A 17,471-nucleotide genomic window follows, 5' to 3' on the forward strand; every position below is an offset into this window, starting at 1 on the left:
GGTCTACGCGCGTTGCGACGGGGTGGCCGGGCAGCGGACCGCGGACCGCCACGCGGGCGTCGCGTCAGGGGCTCTCCTCGCCCTGCGCGACCTCCACGCGGTGGTGGACGTCGGCCGTCGCGGTGGCCGAGGCCACGCAGGACAGGGCGGTGCAGGCGATGAGGAGGGCGGAGATCGCGCGGGCGGTGCGGGCGCTCGGGGCGGTCAGCAGGGCCTGGACGCGCTGGGGGACAGGACCCGTGGCCGCGCCGGGGGCGATGCCGGGGCGTGCGGACCGGGCGGCCTGCCCGGCGAGGGCGGCGCGGGCGATGGCGCGGGCGGTCAGGCGCCGGTCGCCGACCGAGACGGCGGCGGCCTCGTCCGCGGCGCGCTCGGCGGCCAGCCGGATCGTCGCGCGGACCGGGCGCAGCGCCGGGTGGCAGTGCGCCGCGAGTTCGGCGGCGGCGAGGGCGTAGTGGTGGCCGCCCGCGGTGTGCGCCCGCTCGTGGGCGAGCAGCGCCTCCCGCTCGGGACCGTCCAGGCTGCGCAGCATCGCCGTGGTGACGACGACCCGGTGCGGCCGGCCCGGCAGGGCGTACGCGTCGGGGCGGGACGAGTCGATCACGCACAGGTCACCGGCGACGGCTCCGCACGCGGCCTCCGCCCGGGCCGCCCGGAAGGCACGCGCCTGGTCCAGCGCCGCGCGGACGAGGCTCCAGCCGCACCCGGCCAGCGCGCCGGCGGAGGCGATGGCGGCCGGGACGACGAAGGCGTCGGAGGCGGTGCGCAGCGGATGGACCAGTTCGCCGAGCGCGGCGAAGAGCGGCAGTTTCAGCAGCCCGGTCAGGACGGACATGCCGAGTGCCAGCGTCGAACAGCCGGCGAGGAGCACCGCGCAGCCCGTGACGGACCACAGCGCGGCGGCCGGGGCCAGCCGGTCCAGGGCCCTGCGGGCCAGGGGCGGCAGGGTGCACGGCAGCAGCAGCGGCAGCAGGAGCAGCAGGAGCGCGGTCATCGGCCGTCGGATTCGAGCAGGTCGCGCAGGACGCGTTCGTCGTCCGGGCTCAGCTGGGCGACGAAGCGGGCGAGGACCGTCTCGCGGTCGCTGTCCCGGTCCAGTTCGCTGTGCATCCGGCGGGCGGTGAGGCCGTGGGCGTCCTGGACGTCCTGGGCGGGGAAGTAGGCGTACCCGCGGCCCTGGCGCCGCCGGTGGACGACGCCCTTGTCGTGCAGGCGGGTGAGGATCGTCGTCACCGTCGTACGGGCGAGGTCCGCGCCCAGGCTGGACTGGACCTCGCCGGGGGTCTGGGGTGCGCCGGCGGCCCAGAGCGCGGCCAGGACGCTCGCTTCGAGCTCGCCGGCCGGCCGGCGTTCGTCCTTGGCGTCGGTCATGGGGAGGTTCCTCACCCGTCTCCGTGTGCGGTCGTCTTCGTGTGCGGTCGTCGTCTTGGTGCGCGGTCCAGCGGCGCGTCCACGCCATCGTAGCCAGCCCGGCCCACCGGACCCGGCCGCGGTCCGTCAGGAACGGGCGTCCGGGTGCGGCCCGCGCACCACCGACCCGTTCACCGTGTGACACCGGCCCTCGGCCCGCCGGTCTGCGTGCGGTCGGTCCCCCGCGCGTTCAGCCCGCCTGCGCCCGGGCCTGGTCGAGCCGGGCCAGCTCCTCCTGCGTCAGCCGCAGCGCGCCGGCCGCGACGTTCTCGGCCAGGTGGCCGGGGTTCCCGGTGCCGGGGATGGCGAGGACGTGCGGGCCCTGGTGCAGGGTCCAGGCGATGCGGACCTGCGCCGGGCTCACGCCGTGGGCCCGGGCGGCGGAGAACACCGCGTCGTCGTGGGCGGTCGTCGCACCGCGTTCCCCGGCCGCTCCGGCCACGGCGTAGAAGGGGACGAAGGCGATGCCGTGCTCGCCGCACAGCCGCAGCACCTCGTCGTCGACGGGATCGGGCCGGTCCACGGCGTACCGGTTCTGCACGGACACCACCGGCGCGATCTGCAGCGCCTCGGCGAGGTGCCGGGGTTCGACGCCGGAGATCCCGAGGTGCCGGACCAGACCGGCCTCGCGCAGCTCGGCGAGGGCGCCGAAGTGCTCGGCTATGGAGTCCTGGCGCATCCGGCGGAGGTAGACCAGGTCGAGGTGGTCCCGCCCGAGCTGGCGCAGGTTCTCCTCGACGTGCCCGCGCAGCTGGTCGGGCCGGGCGGAGGTGCCCCACTCGCCGTGGTAGTCGCGGTAGGGGCCCACCTTTGCGGCGATGACCAGGTCGTCGGGGTACGGGGACAGCGCGGTGTTGATGAGTTCGTTGGCGGACCGCAGCGACGAGAAGTAGAAGGCCGCCGTGTCGATGTGGTTCACGCCCAGGTCGACCGCCTTGCGCAGGACGGCGAGGGACCGCTCCCGGTCGCTCGGGGTGCCATGGTGGAAGGCGGCGCTGCCCGTCAGCCGCATCGCGCCGAAGCCGATCCGGTGGACGGGCAGGTCGCCGAGTTTCCAGGTGCCGGACGCGTCCGCGCTGATCATGTCGTCGGGAGTCATCGACGGAGTCTCGCACACGGCACCCGGCCGGACCGGAGGTGTGCCGTCAGTACAGGCCGGCACCCGGTGTCATCCCGAGGGTCTGCACCGGCCAGGGGTGCCCCCGTCCCTCCGTCTCCCGTCCCTCCGTCTCCCATCCCTCCGTCTCCCGTCGCCGCCGCTCCAGGTACGCGGGCCTCAGTGCTGGTCCACGAAGGGCCGTACCTCGATGGGCAGGGTGGTCGCGAGGGCGGCCTTGCGGCCCCAGTCCAGGGCCTCGTCCAGGTCGGCGGCCCGGATGAGGCACAGACCGCCCAGGTACTCCTTGCCCTCGGCGTAGGGGCCGTCGGTGACGAGCACGTCACCGTCCTGGGGGCGGAGCATGGTCGCGGTCTCCGGACCGTGCAGACCACCGGCGAACACCCAGGCGCCCGCGGTGCGCAGCTCGTCGTTGAAGGCCTCGACGTTGCGCATGATCGCGGCGAGGGCTTCGGGACCGGGCGGGGTCGCGCCGGCCGGCTGGACCACGCTGAGCAGGTAGTGCTTCATGACGTCCTCCAAGGCGTCGGGCCCGTGGCGGGCTCTGTGTCACCTCCTACACGAAGGGCCGGGCCCCGGATCGGCACCGCGCGCCACGGTCGCGGAAAAAATCTCCGGAGCGCCGGAACAGCGGAAGAATCCCCCGCATGGACCTCACCTCGCACCCGCTCGTCGTCCGCGCCCGCCGGCTCGCCACGGACCTGCTGCTCCCCGAGGCCGAGCGGGTCGACCAGGAAGGGGTTCCCGCGAGCCACATCGAGGCGGTGAAGCGGTCGGGGCTGCTCGGGGTGGCCGCGCCCGCGGAGTACGGCGGCGCGGGGGCGCCGCCGGCCGTGCTGCGGGAGACCGCGGAGATCCTGTCCGGCGCGTGCTGTGCGACCTGGTTCGTGCAGACGCAGCACCACACGCCCGTGCAGACGCTGGCGCACGGTGAACCCGCGGCGCGGGACAGGCTGTTGGGCCCGCTGTCCCGCGGGGAGCTGCTGTCCGGGGTGGCGTACGCGCACCTGCGGTCGTATCCGCGCCGCCCGGTGCGGGTCCGCCGGGAGGGCACCGGCTGGCGGTTCGACGGCACCGTCCCCTGGTACACCGGGTGGGGCCTGAACGACGTGCTGCTGCTGGCCGGGGTGACGGACTCCGGCGAGGCGCTGTTCGCCTTCGCGGAGGCACGCGAACAGCCCGGGCTGCGGGCGTCGGCGCCGATGCGGCTGGCGGCGCTCACCGCCGCGCGCACGGTGTCGCTGGAGCTGGACGGCTTCCGGCTGCCCGCGGAGGCGGTGGCCCTGCGCACGCCGTACGACCGGTGGGCCGCCGGCGACCGGGTCAGGACCCTGGCCGTCAGCCCGGCGGTCTTCGGCGTGGCGGAGGCGGCGCTGTCCCTCCTGGACGACGCAACGGCCGCCCCGCTGCGCTCCCGCCTGTCCGGCCTTCGCGAACGGGGGTACGCCCTGGCCGACGCTCCGGTCCCAAAGGCGCGGGGCGTGGGGCCGGGCGGGGCGGGCGCCGAGGGGGCCGGGCACGGGCCGGCGCCACGAGGAGGGAGCGCCGGGGAAGGCGTGGACGACTGGGCCGGGGAGCGGCTGGCCGTGCGCGCGGAGGCGTACGAGGTGCTGCGCGCGGCCACCACGGCGGCGGTGGTGGCCGGCGGCGGCCGAGCGATGGCCCTGACGAGCCGCGCCCAGCGCCTGGCCCGGGAAGGACTGTTCCTGCTGGTGCAGGGCCAGACGGCGGAATCGCGCGCGGCACATCTGCGGACGCTGGGCGCGGCACCCGCCACCACCGGGGAGCAGGACCGGTAGGAGCAGGGACTGCCGCCCGTCGCCCGCTCAGCCGGCGAAAGGTACCTGCGCCGATGCGGCGCCCCTGCCCTCGGGGTGTGTCCACAGTCCTCGGGCGGCGAGCCGGGGCAGGACGCCCTCGCCGAACCAGTACGCCTCCTCCAGGTGCGGGTAGCCGGAGAAGACGAACTCGTCGATGCCGAGGGCGTGGTACTCCTCGATGCGCTCGGCGACCTCCTCGTGGCTGCCGACCAGCGCCGTGCCCGCGCCGCCGCGTACCAGGCCGATGCCGGCCCAGAGGTTGGGGTGGATCTCCAGGCGGTCACGACTGCCGCCGTGCAGCGCGAGCATCCGCCGCTGGCCCTCCGACTCGCTGCGCGCCAGGCCCGACTGGACCGCCCGTACGGTCTCCGGGTCGAAGCCTTCGAGCAGCCGGTCCGCCTCCGCCCACGCCTGCGCCGAGGTGTCCCGGGTGATGACGTGCAGCCGGATCCCGAAGCGGAGGGTACGGCCGTGCTCCGCGGCGAGCTTCCGTATCCAGGCGATCTTCCCGGCGACCTGCGCGGGCGGCTCGCCCCAGGTGAGGTACACGTCGGCGTACCGGGCCGCGACCTTGCCGGCGGCGGGCGAGGAGCCCCCGAAGTACACCTCGGGGACCGGGTCGGGCAGCCGGGCGAGCCTCGCTTCCTCCACCCGCAGGTGCTCCCCGCGCAGGTCGACCGTCTTGCCCTCCCACAGCCCTCGGACGATCTCCAGGAACTCACCGGTACGGCGGTAGCGGGCGTCCTTGTCCAGGAAGTCGCCGTAGGCGCGCTGTTCCTGGCTCTCGCCGCCGGTGACGACGTTGAGCAGCAGCCGTCCGCCGCTCTGCCGCTGGAAGGTGGACGCCATCTGGGCGGCGAGGGTGGGCGAGACGAAGCCCGGCCGGAAGGCGACGAGGAACTTCAGCCGCTCGGTGTGCCGGCTGACCATCGCGGTGGTCAGCCACGCGTCCTCGCACCAGGCGCCGGTCGGCGTCAGCGCACCGGCGAAGCCCAGGTCCTCGGCGGCCCGGGCGATCTGGCTCAGGTAGGCGACCGTCGGCGGCCGGTCGCGCCCGGACTCCGTGGCCGGGCTGCCGTGGCCGCCGCCCACGACATGGCGGCTGTCGCCGTTGGTGGGCAGGAACCAGTGGAAGGTGAGGGACACGCGGGGTCTCCGATCAGAGCAGGCCGTGCCGGGGCGGCCGGGTGGAGCGGTGCGGCGCAGTGCGTGCGCCTCGCCGGGGGGTGCGGAGTGCGGGACGGGGGCGGGCGCCCGGCGGCCGGGGCCGTCAGCTCGCCGCCGCCAGCAGCGGGGTGCGGTCCAGGGCAGCGGCGAACTGGTCCACCACGTGTCCCAGGGCCTCGGCGGTCGTGAGTGGGAGCGTCACCGAGCCGTCCTCCCGCACGGTGATGTCCTTGTCGAGGGTGAACCAGCCCTGGACTATGTGCGCGGCACCCATGGAGTTCAGCACCGGGCGCAGGGCGTAGTCGATGGCGAGGACATGGGCCGTGGAGCCGCCGGTGGCGAGCGGCAGCACGGTCTTGCCGGTGAGCGCGTACTGCGGGAGCAGGTCCAGGAGCGCCTTGAGGACGCCGGAGTACGAGGCCTTGTAGACGGGAGTGCCGACCACGACGCCGTCGGCGCGGGCGAACAGTTCGGTGGCCTCGACGATGGCGGGGTGCCGGAAGTCCGCGCCGAGCAGGGCCTCGGCCGGGACGGTACGGACGTCGAGCGGGATCACCTCGTGGCCCTGGGCGGTGATCCGCTGGTCGAGGTGGCGCAGCAGACGGCCGGTGCGTGAGGAGGCGGAAGGGCTGCCGGAGACGGACAGGACGGTGGCCATGGGTGCCTCGTTTCTGGGGTGCTCCGGGCACGCGCGCACGGGAACGGGCGCCCGGTGAAGTCGGATGGAGCGGGTTCCGGCTCGGCGGTCAGGCGGTGAACGGGCGGGCGGATTCCGCGGGCGTTCCGGGCATGCGGAACTCGGTCAGCTCCACGAACCCGCGCACTCCGCGAAACCGCACGTTCCGCGGAACCGCGCACTGTGAGAACTCCGCGAACCGAAGAACGGCGGAACCCCGGGGCTCTGCCGTGGAAGTGCCCGGCGCGATTTCGGGCACGCCGGATCCCGGCCCCGGCAGGGCGGAGTGAGCAGGCGGGTCAGGCACGCGGTGAGGCCCGACGGGACCGGCGGGAAGGCGCGGATCAGACCGTGGGGCGACAGGAGGCACTGGAGACGCGCGCGAGGTCGACATGGCGTCGCCGCGTGAGGTCCAGTCGCATCGTCATGCCGTGATCGTCGCAGCACCCGGCGACGGCCGTCAAGGAAATCCCGGCCGGTCTCGTATGGCGGACCGGACAAGTGAAGGCAGGCCGGGCGGGAACCCAGGGAAAGGCTCCCGCGCGACCGGACGGCTCAGGCTCGGCCGTCGTCCTCCCGCCCCTCGACCACGACGAGGAACGCGTCCGTCTGCAAGTCCATGACCACGGTCGCCGGTTCGCCCTCGGCACGTCGGGCGGCGGCGTACTCCTCCGCGGGCCACGACCCACGGGGAGACCCTGCGGGGAATCGCTCCAGCACCTTGGCACTCATGGCGGCGGGCACCTCCTGCGTCACTGACCGAACGGTATGTGCGGCTTGTACCGGTCCGGCTGCCCCCGATCGCTGAGGACATGTCACCGCGTCCGGCGGGGTTCGGCCGAGGGGAGGACACGCATCCGTCCGCCGGGCCCCGCGGGAAGTGATGACCGGGAGACCACCGACGCGGAGGACCTGCACGGGATGAACCACGACGACTCGACGGACCGGCCCCGCTGCCTGGTGACGGGGGCCACGGGCTACATCGGCGGCCGGCTCGTGCCCGAACTGCTGGCCGCCGGGTACCGGGTGCGCTGCCTGGCCCGCTCCCCCGGGAAGCTGCGCGACCACCCTTGGGCGGGTGAGGCGGAGGTGGTGCGCGGGGACGTCACGGACGCGGACTCGGTCGCCCGGGCCATGCGGGACGTCGACGTGGCGTACTACCTGGTGCACGCGCTGACCAGCGGCGAGGGCTTCGAGGATGTCGACCGCCGCGCGGCCCGCGTCTTCGGGGAACGGGCGCGGGCGGCCGGTGTGCGGCGCGTCGTCTACCTCGGCGGTCTCACGCCGTCCGGGGTGCCCGCGGACCGGCTTTCCCCGCACCTGAGGTCCCGGGCGGAAGTCGGCCGCATCCTGCTGCGCTCCGGCGTACCGACCGCGGTGCTGCGTGCCGCCGTGATCATCGGCTCGGGTTCGGCCTCCTTCGAGATGCTGCGCTACCTCACCGAACGGCTGCCGGTGATGGTCACGCCCAGCTGGGTGCGCACCCGCATCCAGCCCATCGCCGTACGGGACGTGCTGCGGCTGCTGGTCGGCAGCGCGGGCCTGCCGGACGACGTCAACCGGACCTTCGACATCGGCGGGCCGGACATCCTCACGTACCGGGAGATGATGGTCCGCTACGCGCGCATCGCGCGGCTTCCGCGGCGGCTGATCGTGTCCGTGCCGGTCCTCACGCCGGGCCTGTCCAGCCACTGGGTGGGACTCGTCACGCCCGTCCCGGCGTCCCTCGCGCGTCCGCTGACGGAGTCGCTGCGCCACGAGGTGGTCTGCCGCGAACACGACATCGCCCGGTACCTGCCCGACCCGCCGGGGCATCCGCTCGGCTTCGACCAGGCCGTACGGCTGGCCCTGCGCCGGGTGCGCGAGGCGCGCGTGACCACCCGCTGGTCCTCCGCCGCCGTACCCGGCGCGCCCAGCGATCCGCTGCCCACCGACCCCGACTGGGCCGGCGGCAGCCTGTACACGGACCGGCGCGAGGCGGTGGTGGACGCCCCGGCGCACGCACTGTGGCGGGTGATCGAGAGCGTGGGCGGAAAGCACGGCTGGTACTCCTTCCCGTTGGCGTGGCGCCTTCGGGGGTGGCTGGACCGGCTGGTCGGCGGGGTGGGTCTGCGCCGGGGCCGACGGGACGCGGAGCGCCTGCGGGCGGGCGACTCGCTGGACTTCTGGCGGGTGGAGGAGATCGAGCGGGGTCGCCTGCTGCGGCTGCGGGCGGAGATGCGCCTGCCCGGGCTGGCCTGGCTGGAGATGTGCGCGGAACCGGCCGGCGACGGTCGCAGCCGGTACCGGCAGCGGGCCTTGTTCCACCCGCGCGGGCTGCTGGGCCACGCGTACTGGTGGAGCGTCTCGCCGTTCCACGCCGTGGTCTTCGGCGGGATGGCCCGCAACATCGCGCGGGCGGCGGCCCGGCAGGGCCCGGACGCCTCCCGTTGACGCCGGGCCCTGCCGGGCCGGACCGGAAGCACCCGGTTGTCCCCCCGCCCTGCCGTCCTCGCCTGGCTCTGACGTCCCCCTCTCCCGTCCTCGCTCCCTCGTCCCGTCCTCGCTCCCTCGTCCCGTCCTCGCTCCCTCGTCCCGTCCTCTCTTCCTCGCCTCGTTCTCTCTTCCTCGCCTCTTCCTCCGTCGTCCTCGTTCCGGAGCCGCGCCATGGATGTCTCGGTCGTCCTGTTCACCGCCGACCTGCGCCTGTACGACCACCCACCGCTGCGGGCCGCGCTGGAGGGCCCCCGCCAGGTCGTCCCGCTGTTCGTGCGCGACCGGGGCGTGGCGGACGCGGGTTTCGCCGCGCCCAATCGGCTGGCGTTCCTCGCCGACTGCCTGCGGGACCTGGACACCGGGCTGCGTGAGCGTGGCGGGCGGCTGGTGGTGCGCTCCGGCGACGTCGTCGAGGAGGTCTGCGCGGTGGCCGCGGAGGCGGACGCCGACGAGGTGCACATGGCGGCCGACGCGAGTGCCTACGCCCGGTCGCGGGAGCGGCGGCTGCGGCGCGCCCTGGAGGCCGAAGGGCGGCGGCTGCACGTTCACGAGGCCGTGACCACGGTGGTGCCGCCCGGCGAGGTGACCCCCGCCTCCTCGGACCACTTCGCGGTGTTCACGCCGTACTTCCGGCAGTGGGCGCGGCATCGGCCGCGGGACGTCCTGGGTGCGCCCCGTTCGGTCCCCGTGCCGCCCGGCATCGGTTCCGAGGAGCTGCCGTCCCGGGCCTCGCTGCCGGGCACCTCGCCGGGGCTGGCGGAGGGCGGCGAGGCGGCCGGCCGCGAGCGGCTCGCCGGCTGGCTCCGCTCCGGCATGGCGGCCTACGCCGACCGGCACGACGACCTGGCCGGGGACGCGACCTCCCGGCTCTCCCCGCACCTGCACTTCGGCACGGTGTCCCCCGTCGAGGTGGTCCACCGGGCGCGCCGCGCGGACGGTCCGGGAGCGGAGGCCTTCGTACGGCAGATCGCCTGGCGGGACTTCCACCGTCAGGTGCTGGCGGCCCGGCCCGGCGCCGCCGCGGCCGACTACCGCACCCGGCACGACCGTTGGCGCTCCGAGCGGACCGCGCGGGACGACATCGAGGCGTGGCGGGAGGGCCGTACCGGCTGGCCGGTCATCGACGCGGGGATGCGCCAGCTGCGTCACGAGGGCTGGATGCACAACCGGGCCCGGCTGCTGACGGCGAGCTTCCTGGCGAAGACGCTGTACGTCGACTGGCGCGTCGGGGCCCGGCACTTCCTGGAGTGGCTGGTCGACGGTGACCTGGCCAACAACCAGCTGAACTGGCAGTGGATCGCGGGCACCGGCACGGACACCCGCCCCAACCGGGTCCTCAATCCGCTGATCCAGGCCAAGCGGTACGACCCCGACGGGGTGTACGTCCGGCGCTGGGTGCCCGAGCTGAGGGAGGTGGCGGGCGCGGCGGCGCACGAGCCGTGGAAGCTGGCGGGACCGGACCGCGGGCTCGTCGCCGCGTATCCCGAGCCGATCGTCGACCTCGCCGACGGGCTGGCCCGGTTCAGACGGGCGCGGAGCCGCGATTGAGGGCCAGGGTCGAGCGCCCCATACGCCCCAAGCCCTACACATAAGGAACAAATAAGGGCAAACTGGAGTATGCGGAGCTTGTCGCATGCCGCACCAGACGCGCTCTGGCCTGCAAAGTCAAAGGAGACGACTCATGGCCAACTTGCACAGGGGTGACCTATCGAGCCATCCCGATGTCTCCGAAATGCGGGACCGCTACGCCCGCATGCTCGGCGGTCGTGACGTGGCGCTCGTGGACGGGCCGGTCTTCCTGCTCGGCCTGTACTGCGCCGCCTCCCCGTGGATCCTGCACTACGCGGCCAGCCAGCCCGCCCTCAGGACCCACAACCTGATCATGGGCATCGCGATAGGCCTGCTGGCGCTGGGATTCACCCGGGCCCCCGAGCGCATGTACGGCCTGAGCTGGGCCATGTGCGCCCTGGGTATCTGGATGATCATCGCTCCGTGGGTCGTGGGCAGGGCCCCGGACACGGGCGTCATCATCAGCAACATCGTCATCGGAGGCCTGGCCCTCGTCCTCGGACTGGTGTGCGCCGGTACGGCGGCGAAGAGCGCCCCGAGGCCGTAGCGGACCGGACGAGCCCTGGAAGAACCGTCTCGAGCCTTTGAAGAGGAGACCGAGGAAAGGAAGAGAAGAACGCGGGCCGGTCCGCCCCGGCGGACCGGCTCCGCGTTGCCGCGTCCGCGCGCTCGCCCTCGCCCTCCGCGTCCTCGAGGGTGACGGTCGGCCGGACGATGTCCTCGTGCGGGCGGATCTCGCGGGCGACCCGGGAGTGCCGGTCCTCCCGCCCCGCCTGGCCGGGGGCGGCCCACATGGTCACCGGACCGGTCGGCGGCTCGCTCTCCATGACCCGGCCGACCGCGTCGGCGGTGCCGGAACCGCCGGTGCGCACGTGCTCCCGGCGGGAGCCGGGCCGCCGGCCGGAGGCGTTGCGGTGCCCCCGGCAGGCGGCCGTCAGGCCGTCCGCCCCCGCCGCACCGTGCCGATGACCAGGCCGGCGGACCTCAGGACGGCCGGGCGCCGGGCGGCAATGACCCGCAGGTCCGAGAAGCCCGGCGGCCCGGCGCTGTCAGCCGGAGACGGTGAGGGAGATCCACAGGTCCGGCGGCAGGTCCGGCCGCCCGGGCACCGGCCGCGGCTCGCGGGTCCAGGCGCCGCCGGCCAGGTCCTCGGCGACGCGGGGCCAGAAGCCCACCGCGGCCCGGTTGTCCCGCTGGAAGGCGATCTCCCACGGCCCCGGGTGCCGGGTGAGCACCTCGCGCGCGGCCCGCAGCCCGATGCCCCGGCGCCGGGCGCCGCGCACCACGAAGAAGCTGTTCAGCACGCGGGCCGGGGCGTCGAGCCCGCGCACGAAGGCGAACCCGGCGGGGCGCTCTTCGCAGGTCAGCAGATAGGGAGCCCAGCCCGGCCGCGTGAAGGCGTACGCCACGCGTTCGCTGCGGAAGGCGCCGTCGGCGGCGGGCAGGAGGCCCGTGAACTCGGACAGATCGTGGCGGAACATCAGCCACAGCCGCTCCACGGCGGGCTGGTCCTCGGGGGTCGCGGGGCGGACGGTGACGTCCGCGCTCATGATGTCGGTCATGAACCGAAGCCTCCCCGGCGGACAGCGGTCCGGCCGGGGAGGTGTGCTTGCTCAGGGGTGACTCTAGCTCACGCCGAGGGCGTTGCCGTGACCGCCCCCGCGGGTTCCGTGCCGGTCTCCTCGCTGATCTCCTTCGGGCCGAACGGCCACACCTTCTCCGTCCGCGCCCAGACCAGGAAGGCCGCACCGCCGAGGGCCAGCCAGGCCAGGGACCACTCGAGGGGATGACGGCCCGGGGAGTTCTCGTCGGCGTAGCCGTAGATCACGCACCAGCCGACGAAGGCGACGGCGCTCGGCAGGGGGTACAGCCACATCCGGTACGGGCGGGGCAGGTCCGGCCGGCGTCGGCGCAGGACCGTCAGCGCGACGATCTGGGCCAGCGCCTGCACGATGACCATCACCGTGGTGAGCAGCTGGATCAGGGTCGCGAGGTCGGTGTGGCGGCCGATGAGGAAGCCGACGGCGGTGATCACGCCCATGGTGGCGAGGCCGAGCATCGGGAAGCGGTGCCTCGGGTGCAGCTTCGCGTACGGGCGGAAGAAGACCCGGTCCCGAGCGGCGTCGTAGGGCACCCGGGAGCCGCCGAGCAGGCCGGCGAAGACGGAGGCGAACGCGGTGATCAGGATGAGCACCGTCACCGTGTCGGCCGCGCCCTCGCCCCAGGTCTCCTCCAGCACGGCGGAGGCCACCGAGGAGGAGGCGATGTCGTTCGGGTCGGTCATCCGGTGCCAGTCCACGACACCGAGCGTGCCGATCTGGAGCAGCAGGTAGATCGCCATGATGCCGAGGATCGAGAAGAGGATGGAGCGCGGCAGCGTACGTTCGGGCTCCTTGATCTCGGCACCCATGTAGGCGGTGGTGTTGTAGCCGAGGTAGTCGTAGATGCCGATGGTCAGGCCCGCCGCGAAACCGAGCCAGTAGTGGTTGCTCATCACATTGAAAGCCCCCGCCGGATAGGTGAAGGCCATGTGTGGGCTGAAATGAGTGGCGGCGGCGACGATCACCAGCAGCACCGAGGCGATCATCACTGTCCACATCACGGCGGTGATCCGGGCGATGTGCTCGATGCCGCGCCAGAGCAGGACCACCACCAGGGCGATGACGCCGAGGCCGATCAGGTCACCGGCGGTCTGCCCGAGGCCGGGGGCGAGATAGCCCAGGTACTGGACGAAGCCGACCACGCCCGTGGACATGATCAACGGAATGAAGAGCATCGCCGTCCACACGAACAGGAACGGCATCAGCCGGCCGGTGCGGTACTGGAAGGCCTGGCGCAGATAGAGGTAACTGCCGCCGGAGCCGGGCAACATGGCGCCCAGCTCGGCCCAGACCAGGCCGTCGCACAGCGCCAGGATCGCGCCGGCGACGAACCCGATCACGGCCTGGGGGCCGCCGAACGCGGCGACCATCAGCGGGATCGTCACGAACGGCCCGATGCCGCACATCTGGCTCATGTTGATCGCCGTGGCCTGGAACAGGCCGACACGGCGGACGAAACCACCCGGAGGTGGCGGGCTACCGGACATGGGGACTCCTGACGCGACGGGCGCGCGACGCCCGGCGGAGGGTGACTGGCGGATAAAGTTAAGGAGCCTTACTAGAGGCGTCAAGTGTGTGACAGGAATGCACGAGAATGGTGCGATGCCCGCCAGCGACGTCGTAGAGCAGCCGGAACAGCCCTGGAGCCGCCGGCGGCTGCGCCGTACCAACGAACGGCTGCTGCTGGACCGGCTGCGTGCCCTCGGCGCCGCCTCGCGCGCCCAACTGGCCCGGGAGACCGGCCTGTCCAAGCCGACCGTCTCCAGCGCGCTGGCCTCGCTGGCGGCGGCCGGCCTGGTGCACGAGGTCGGCACGCAGGCCCCGGAGCGCGGGCGCACCGCCGTGCTCTACGCACCCGATCCGGCCGCCGGGTACGCGCTCGGCGTGGACATCGGCCGGGGCTGGCTGCGCGTGGCGGTGGTGGACCTGGACGGCACGGTCGTGGCGCGGGCCGACATACGCAACCGGGCGCGCGCCTCGGCCGCCCTCACCGACCTGGTCGTGGGCACCGCCCGCCAGGTGATCGCCAACTCGGGCGTGGACCCGGCTCAGGTGGTGCACGGCGTGGTGGGCACGCCGGGGGTGTACGACGAGAAGCGGCGGCGGGTGCGCTACGCGATGCACCTGCCGGGCTGGGGGCGGCCCGGGCTGGTGGACGGCATGCGCACGGAGCTGGGCGTGCCGCTGGAGGTGCACAACGACGCCAATCTGGCGGCGCTCGGCGAGTACACCTACGGCGTCGGCGCGGGCAGCCGGCTCTTCGCGTACATCCTGATCGGCACCGGCCTGGGGATGGGGGTGGTCAGCGAGGGGCGGCTGTTCACGGGCGCGCACGGGCTGGCCGGGGAGATCGGCTTCCTGCCGTGGCGCGGCCGGCAGAAGCAGGAGCGGCTGGAGGACGCGGTGTCGGGGGTGGCGGTGGTGGAGGCCGCCCGCGAGTTCGGGATGCGCGGGCAGCTCACGGCGAAGGCCGTGTTCGACGCGGCCCGGCAGGGGCATCCGGGCGCGGTGCGGGCGGTGGAGCTGGAGGGCGAGCGGATAGCGCACACCGTGGCGGCGGCCGCCGCCGTGCTGGACCCGGACCTCGTGGTGCTCGGCGGTGGTGTCGGGCACAGCGTCGACCTGCTGCTGCGGCCCGTGCGGGAGCGGCTGCGCGCGCTGACCCCGCTGCGGCCCCGGATCGCGCCGAGCCGGCTCGGCGAGGACGCCGTGCTGCTGGGCGCGGTGGCGACGGCCCTGGACACGGCCCGCGACCTGGTGTTCGAACGCCGTACGGCCGGAACCTGACCCGTTCAACGGCCACCGCGGCGGGGGTCGTTGACACGGTCCACGGCGCGCCCTAGCGTGGCCGGAGTTAGTAAAGTTTCCTAACTTTACGAGGCTGGAGACCGCCGTGTTCCCTCGCCCCGCCCGTCGGCTCCCCATGACCGCCGCACTCATCGCCCTGGTCGGCTCCCTGACCGCCGGCGCCTGGGCCGGCCCCCGGGACACGGCGGAGCCCCACCGGCCCGCCCGGATCACCCATGTGCCCTCCGCGGCCGGCAGCAGCACCCCGCTGTCCGGCTACGCCGTCCAGTCCACGGCGAAGGTGGGCGACTCGGCGGCGGCCGTGTCCTCCCCCGGTTATCGGGCGCGGGACTGGTATCCGGCGGGCCCGCGCTCCACGGTACTGGCCGCACTGCTGGCGAACGGGCTCTACGGCGACCCGTTCCACTCCACCGAGCAGCAGAAGATCCCCCGGGCCGACTTCGAGGTGCCCTGGTGGTACCGCGCCGACTTCACCCTCCGGGACACCCGGCAGCGCACGTCCCTCGACTTCAGCGGGGTCGTCTCGGCGGCGGACGTCTACGTGAACGGCCGGCGGGTGGCGAAGGCCGCCGAGGTGACCGGCGCCTACACCCGCCACGAGCTCGACATCACCCCGCTGGTCAGGTCCGGCACCAACACGGTCGCCTTCCGCGTCCGGCCCAACGACCCGCTCAAGGACCTGACCATGGGCTGGATCGACTGGCTCCAGCCGCCGCCCGACCAGAACATGGGAATCGTCCGGGACGTCCTGGTCCGCAGGGGCGGCCCGGTCGCCCTGCGCGACGCGCACGTGGTCACGAAGCTGGCGGTGCCGAAGCTCGGCACGGCCGACCTGACGGTCAAGGCGCAGGCCCGCAACGACACGGACGCGCCGGTCACGGCGGAGGTCGGCGGCAGGGTCGCCGGGACCGCGTTCCGTACGACGGTCTCGCTCGCCGCGCACGAGACGAAGACCGTCACCTTCTCCCCCGCCGGCACCCCCGGCCTGCACCTGACCGGCCCCAAGGTGTGGTGGCCGGCCGGCATGGGCGGGCAGCCGCTGTACGACCTCCGCCTCACCGCCACCGTGGCAGGCACCACGTCGGACACCGCGCACGAGACCTTCGGCATCCGGGACGTGAAGGCCCCGCTGGACTCCCACGGCGCCCGGCAGTACCGGATCAACGGCCGCAGGCTGCTGATCAAGGGCGGCGGCTGGTCCCCGGACGAGTTCCTGCGCTGGGACCCCGCCTATGTCGAGGACCGCCTGAAGTACGCCCTGGACCTGGGCCTGAACACCCTCCGCCTGGAAGGCCACCTGGAACCGGACGAGTTCTTCACCCTGGCCGACCGCTACGGCCTGCTCACCCTGCCGGGCTGGGAGTGCTGCGACAAATGGGAGGGCCAGGTCAACGGCAGTGAGAAGGGCGACCGGTGGACCGACGCCGACTACCCGGTCGCCCGGGCGTCCATGGCCGCCGAGGCCGCGCGGCTGCGTGACCACCCGAGCGTCGTCTCCTTCCTGATCGGCAGCGACTTCGCCCCCGACGCGACGATCGAGAAGACCTATCTGGACGCCCTGGAGTCCGCCGACTGGCCCACCCCCGTGGTCTCCTCCGCCTCCGACCGGTCCTCCCCCCGGCTGGGCAGCTCGGGCATGAAGATGACCGGCCCCTACGACTGGGTACCGCCCGGCTACTGGTACGCCAAGCGGGAGGGCGGGGCGACCGGGTTCAACTCCGAGACCAGCGCGGGCCCCAGCATCCCCACCCTCGACACCCTGCGCCGGATGATGACACCCGCCGAACTCGACACCCTGTGGAAGGACCCGGACGCCAGGCAGTACCACCGCTCACCGTCCCCCGTGTTCGGCACGCTGAAGATCTACGACGACGCCCTCGCCGGCCGCTACGGCGCCCCGACCGGCCTCACCGACTACGTCCGCAAGGCCCAGCTCGCCCAGTACGAGAACGTCCGCGCCCAGTTCGAGGCGTACGGACGCAACGCGACCGACCGGGACCGGCCCGCCACCGGGGTGATCCACTGGATGTTCAACAGCGGCTGGACGTCCCTGCACTGGCAGCTGACCGACCGCTACCTCGACCAGAACGGCTCCTACTACGGCGCGAAGAAGGCGAACGAGCCGCTGCACATCCAGTACTCCTACGACGACCGCTCGGTCGTGGTGGTGAACAACCGGCCCGCCGCCGCCGAGGGCCTCACCGCGCGGGCCACGCTGTTCGATCCCGACGGCACCCGGAAGTACGACAGGACCGTCACCGGTGTCGCGGTGGACGGCGGCGGGGCGCACGGCACACCGCTCACCCTGCCGTCCTCGGTGAGCGGGCTGGCGCGCACGTACCTGCTCCGGCTGGTGCTGACGGACGCGGACGGCAGGGAGGTCAGCCGGAACGTGTACTGGCTCTCCACCCGGCCCGACACCCTCGACTGGAACGGCACCACCTGGTACCACACGCCGACGACGAGCTACGCCGACATGAAGGGGCTCACCTCGATGGCGCCGGTCCCGGTGACGGCGACGGCGACCACGCGGGCCTCGGACGGCACGGCGACCACGACGGTGACCCTGCGCCACGGCGGAAGCGGGACGACCCCGGCGCTGCTGACGGACGTGCACCTCGTCGACGAGCACGGCAAGCCCGTGCTGCCGGTGCGCTGGTCGGACAACGAGGTGAGCCTGTGGCCGGGCGAGTCGGTGACGCTGACCGCCACCTACCGGACGGCCGGCCTGCGCGGCTCGGCACCGGCCGTGCGGATCTCCGGATGGAACACGCCGGAGCGGACGGTGCCGGCGGGCTGACACCGCACAGGGGGGCGGACCCGCGTGG

Annotated in this window: 16 protein-coding genes; 6 read left to right on the top strand and 10 right to left on the bottom strand. The window is 73.8% G+C overall.

Annotated features, from left to right (window positions below):
- Positions 1–64: 64 nt before the first annotated feature.
- The 4 genes from ACZ5DC_RS34020 to ACZ5DC_RS34035 form a co-directional block, all read right to left on the bottom strand.
- Entirely contained in the window at positions 65–994 is a 930-nt protein-coding gene (locus ACZ5DC_RS34020; RefSeq protein WP_468659238.1) for a M48 family metalloprotease, read from the bottom strand.
- A complete protein-coding gene (locus tag ACZ5DC_RS34025; protein ID WP_366752979.1) occupies positions 991–1,371 on the bottom strand; it encodes a BlaI/MecI/CopY family transcriptional regulator in 381 nt (126 codons plus the stop codon). The genes ACZ5DC_RS34020 and ACZ5DC_RS34025 overlap by 4 nt, the downstream gene beginning before the upstream one ends.
- 229 nt (positions 1,372–1,600) lie before the next feature.
- On the bottom strand, positions 1,601–2,509 hold the full coding sequence (locus tag ACZ5DC_RS34030; RefSeq protein WP_468659241.1) for an aldo/keto reductase: 909 nt from the start codon (positions 2,507–2,509) through the stop codon (positions 1,601–1,603).
- Positions 2,510–2,686: 177 nt separating this feature from the next.
- Positions 2,687–3,037, bottom strand: a complete 351-nt coding sequence (locus tag ACZ5DC_RS34035) for a YciI family protein (protein ID WP_468659243.1) — start codon at positions 3,035–3,037, stop codon at positions 2,687–2,689.
- 137 nt (positions 3,038–3,174) lie between these two features.
- Here ACZ5DC_RS34035 and ACZ5DC_RS34040 point away from each other — a divergent pair, with 137 nt between their 5' ends.
- A complete protein-coding gene (locus tag ACZ5DC_RS34040; protein ID WP_468659245.1) occupies positions 3,175–4,326 on the top strand; it encodes an acyl-CoA dehydrogenase family protein in 1,152 nt (383 codons plus the stop codon).
- Between the two features lie 27 nt (positions 4,327–4,353).
- Here ACZ5DC_RS34040 and ACZ5DC_RS34045 read toward each other — a convergent pair whose 3' ends face one another.
- The 4 genes from ACZ5DC_RS34045 to ACZ5DC_RS34060 all read right to left on the bottom strand — a co-directional run bounded on the left by ACZ5DC_RS34045 (position 4,354) and on the right by ACZ5DC_RS34060 (position 6,946).
- Positions 4,354–5,493 (bottom strand): LLM class flavin-dependent oxidoreductase, encoded by a 1,140-nt coding sequence (locus ACZ5DC_RS34045; protein ID WP_468659247.1) that lies wholly within the window; start codon positions 5,491–5,493, stop codon positions 4,354–4,356.
- A gap of 124 nt (positions 5,494–5,617) precedes the next feature.
- Positions 5,618–6,172: an NADPH-dependent FMN reductase gene (gene ssuE / locus ACZ5DC_RS34050; RefSeq protein WP_468659249.1), complete on the bottom strand. Its 555-nt coding sequence runs from the start codon at positions 6,170–6,172 to the stop codon at positions 5,618–5,620.
- 362 nt (positions 6,173–6,534) lie between these two features.
- Positions 6,535–6,618 (bottom strand): putative leader peptide, encoded by an 84-nt coding sequence (locus ACZ5DC_RS34055; protein WP_468659520.1) that lies wholly within the window; start codon positions 6,616–6,618, stop codon positions 6,535–6,537.
- 127 nt (positions 6,619–6,745) lie between these two features.
- Positions 6,746–6,946 carry a hypothetical protein gene (locus tag ACZ5DC_RS34060; RefSeq protein WP_468659534.1) on the bottom strand — a complete coding sequence of 67 codons (201 nt, stop codon included), beginning with the start codon at positions 6,944–6,946 and terminating at the stop codon, positions 6,746–6,748.
- A gap of 165 nt (positions 6,947–7,111) precedes the next feature.
- Between ACZ5DC_RS34060 and ACZ5DC_RS34065 the strand changes: the two genes are divergently transcribed.
- From ACZ5DC_RS34065 to ACZ5DC_RS34075, 3 genes are all read left to right on the top strand, one after another.
- Positions 7,112–8,623 carry an SDR family oxidoreductase gene (locus ACZ5DC_RS34065; RefSeq protein WP_468659251.1) on the top strand — a complete coding sequence of 504 codons (1,512 nt, stop codon included), beginning with the start codon at positions 7,112–7,114 and terminating at the stop codon, positions 8,621–8,623.
- Positions 8,624–8,836: 213 nt separating this feature from the next.
- Positions 8,837–10,213 carry a cryptochrome/photolyase family protein gene (locus ACZ5DC_RS34070; RefSeq protein WP_468659253.1) on the top strand — a complete coding sequence of 459 codons (1,377 nt, stop codon included), beginning with the start codon at positions 8,837–8,839 and terminating at the stop codon, positions 10,211–10,213.
- Between the two features lie 133 nt (positions 10,214–10,346).
- Entirely contained in the window at positions 10,347–10,781 is a 435-nt protein-coding gene (locus ACZ5DC_RS34075; RefSeq protein WP_468659255.1) for an SPW repeat protein, read from the top strand.
- 502 nt (positions 10,782–11,283) lie between these two features.
- Here ACZ5DC_RS34075 and ACZ5DC_RS34080 read toward each other — a convergent pair.
- Together ACZ5DC_RS34080 and ACZ5DC_RS34085 are read right to left on the bottom strand one after the other, a co-directional pair.
- Complete coding sequence (locus ACZ5DC_RS34080; protein WP_468659257.1) at positions 11,284–11,796, bottom strand: GNAT family N-acetyltransferase; 513 nt, start codon at positions 11,794–11,796, stop codon at positions 11,284–11,286.
- 68 nt (positions 11,797–11,864) lie between these two features.
- Positions 11,865–13,322, bottom strand: a complete 1,458-nt coding sequence (locus tag ACZ5DC_RS34085) for an APC family permease (protein WP_468659259.1) — start codon at positions 13,320–13,322, stop codon at positions 11,865–11,867.
- 115 nt (positions 13,323–13,437) lie between these two features.
- Here ACZ5DC_RS34085 and ACZ5DC_RS34090 point away from each other — a divergent pair, with 115 nt between their 5' ends.
- Together ACZ5DC_RS34090 and ACZ5DC_RS34095 are read left to right on the top strand one after the other, a co-directional pair.
- On the top strand, positions 13,438–14,622 hold the full coding sequence (locus tag ACZ5DC_RS34090; protein WP_468659261.1) for an ROK family protein: 1,185 nt from the start codon (positions 13,438–13,440) through the stop codon (positions 14,620–14,622).
- A gap of 106 nt (positions 14,623–14,728) precedes the next feature.
- Entirely contained in the window at positions 14,729–17,443 is a 2,715-nt protein-coding gene (locus ACZ5DC_RS34095; RefSeq protein ID WP_468659264.1) for a glycoside hydrolase family 2 protein, read from the top strand.
- Positions 17,444–17,471 lie beyond the last annotated feature (28 nt).

It is taken from the genome of Streptomyces sp. NPDC031445 (assembly GCF_055581365.1).

Coding starts and splice junctions, on each gene's coding strand:
- ACZ5DC_RS34055 (WP_468659520.1), bottom strand. CDS start 6,618: ATGACGATGCGACTGGACCTCACGCGGCGACGCCATGTCGACCTCGCG.
- ACZ5DC_RS34035 (WP_468659243.1), bottom strand. CDS start 3,037: ATGAAGCACTACCTGCTCAGCGTGGTCCAGCCGGCCGGCGCGACCCCG.
- ACZ5DC_RS34090 (WP_468659261.1), top strand. CDS start 13,438: ATGCCCGCCAGCGACGTCGTAGAGCAGCCGGAACAGCCCTGGAGCCGC.
- ACZ5DC_RS34075 (WP_468659255.1), top strand. CDS start 10,347: ATGGCCAACTTGCACAGGGGTGACCTATCGAGCCATCCCGATGTCTCC.
- ACZ5DC_RS34020 (WP_468659238.1), bottom strand. CDS start 994: ATGACCGCGCTCCTGCTGCTCCTGCTGCCGCTGCTGCTGCCGTGCACC.
- ACZ5DC_RS34025 (WP_366752979.1), bottom strand. CDS start 1,371: ATGACCGACGCCAAGGACGAACGCCGGCCGGCCGGCGAGCTCGAAGCG.
- ACZ5DC_RS34085 (WP_468659259.1), bottom strand. CDS start 13,322: ATGTCCGGTAGCCCGCCACCTCCGGGTGGTTTCGTCCGCCGTGTCGGC.
- ACZ5DC_RS34065 (WP_468659251.1), top strand. CDS start 7,112: ATGAACCACGACGACTCGACGGACCGGCCCCGCTGCCTGGTGACGGGG.
- ACZ5DC_RS34040 (WP_468659245.1), top strand. CDS start 3,175: ATGGACCTCACCTCGCACCCGCTCGTCGTCCGCGCCCGCCGGCTCGCC.
- ACZ5DC_RS34070 (WP_468659253.1), top strand. CDS start 8,837: ATGGATGTCTCGGTCGTCCTGTTCACCGCCGACCTGCGCCTGTACGAC.
- ACZ5DC_RS34030 (WP_468659241.1), bottom strand. CDS start 2,509: ATGACTCCCGACGACATGATCAGCGCGGACGCGTCCGGCACCTGGAAA.
- ssuE (WP_468659249.1), bottom strand. CDS start 6,172: ATGGCCACCGTCCTGTCCGTCTCCGGCAGCCCTTCCGCCTCCTCACGC.
- ACZ5DC_RS34080 (WP_468659257.1), bottom strand. CDS start 11,796: ATGACCGACATCATGAGCGCGGACGTCACCGTCCGCCCCGCGACCCCC.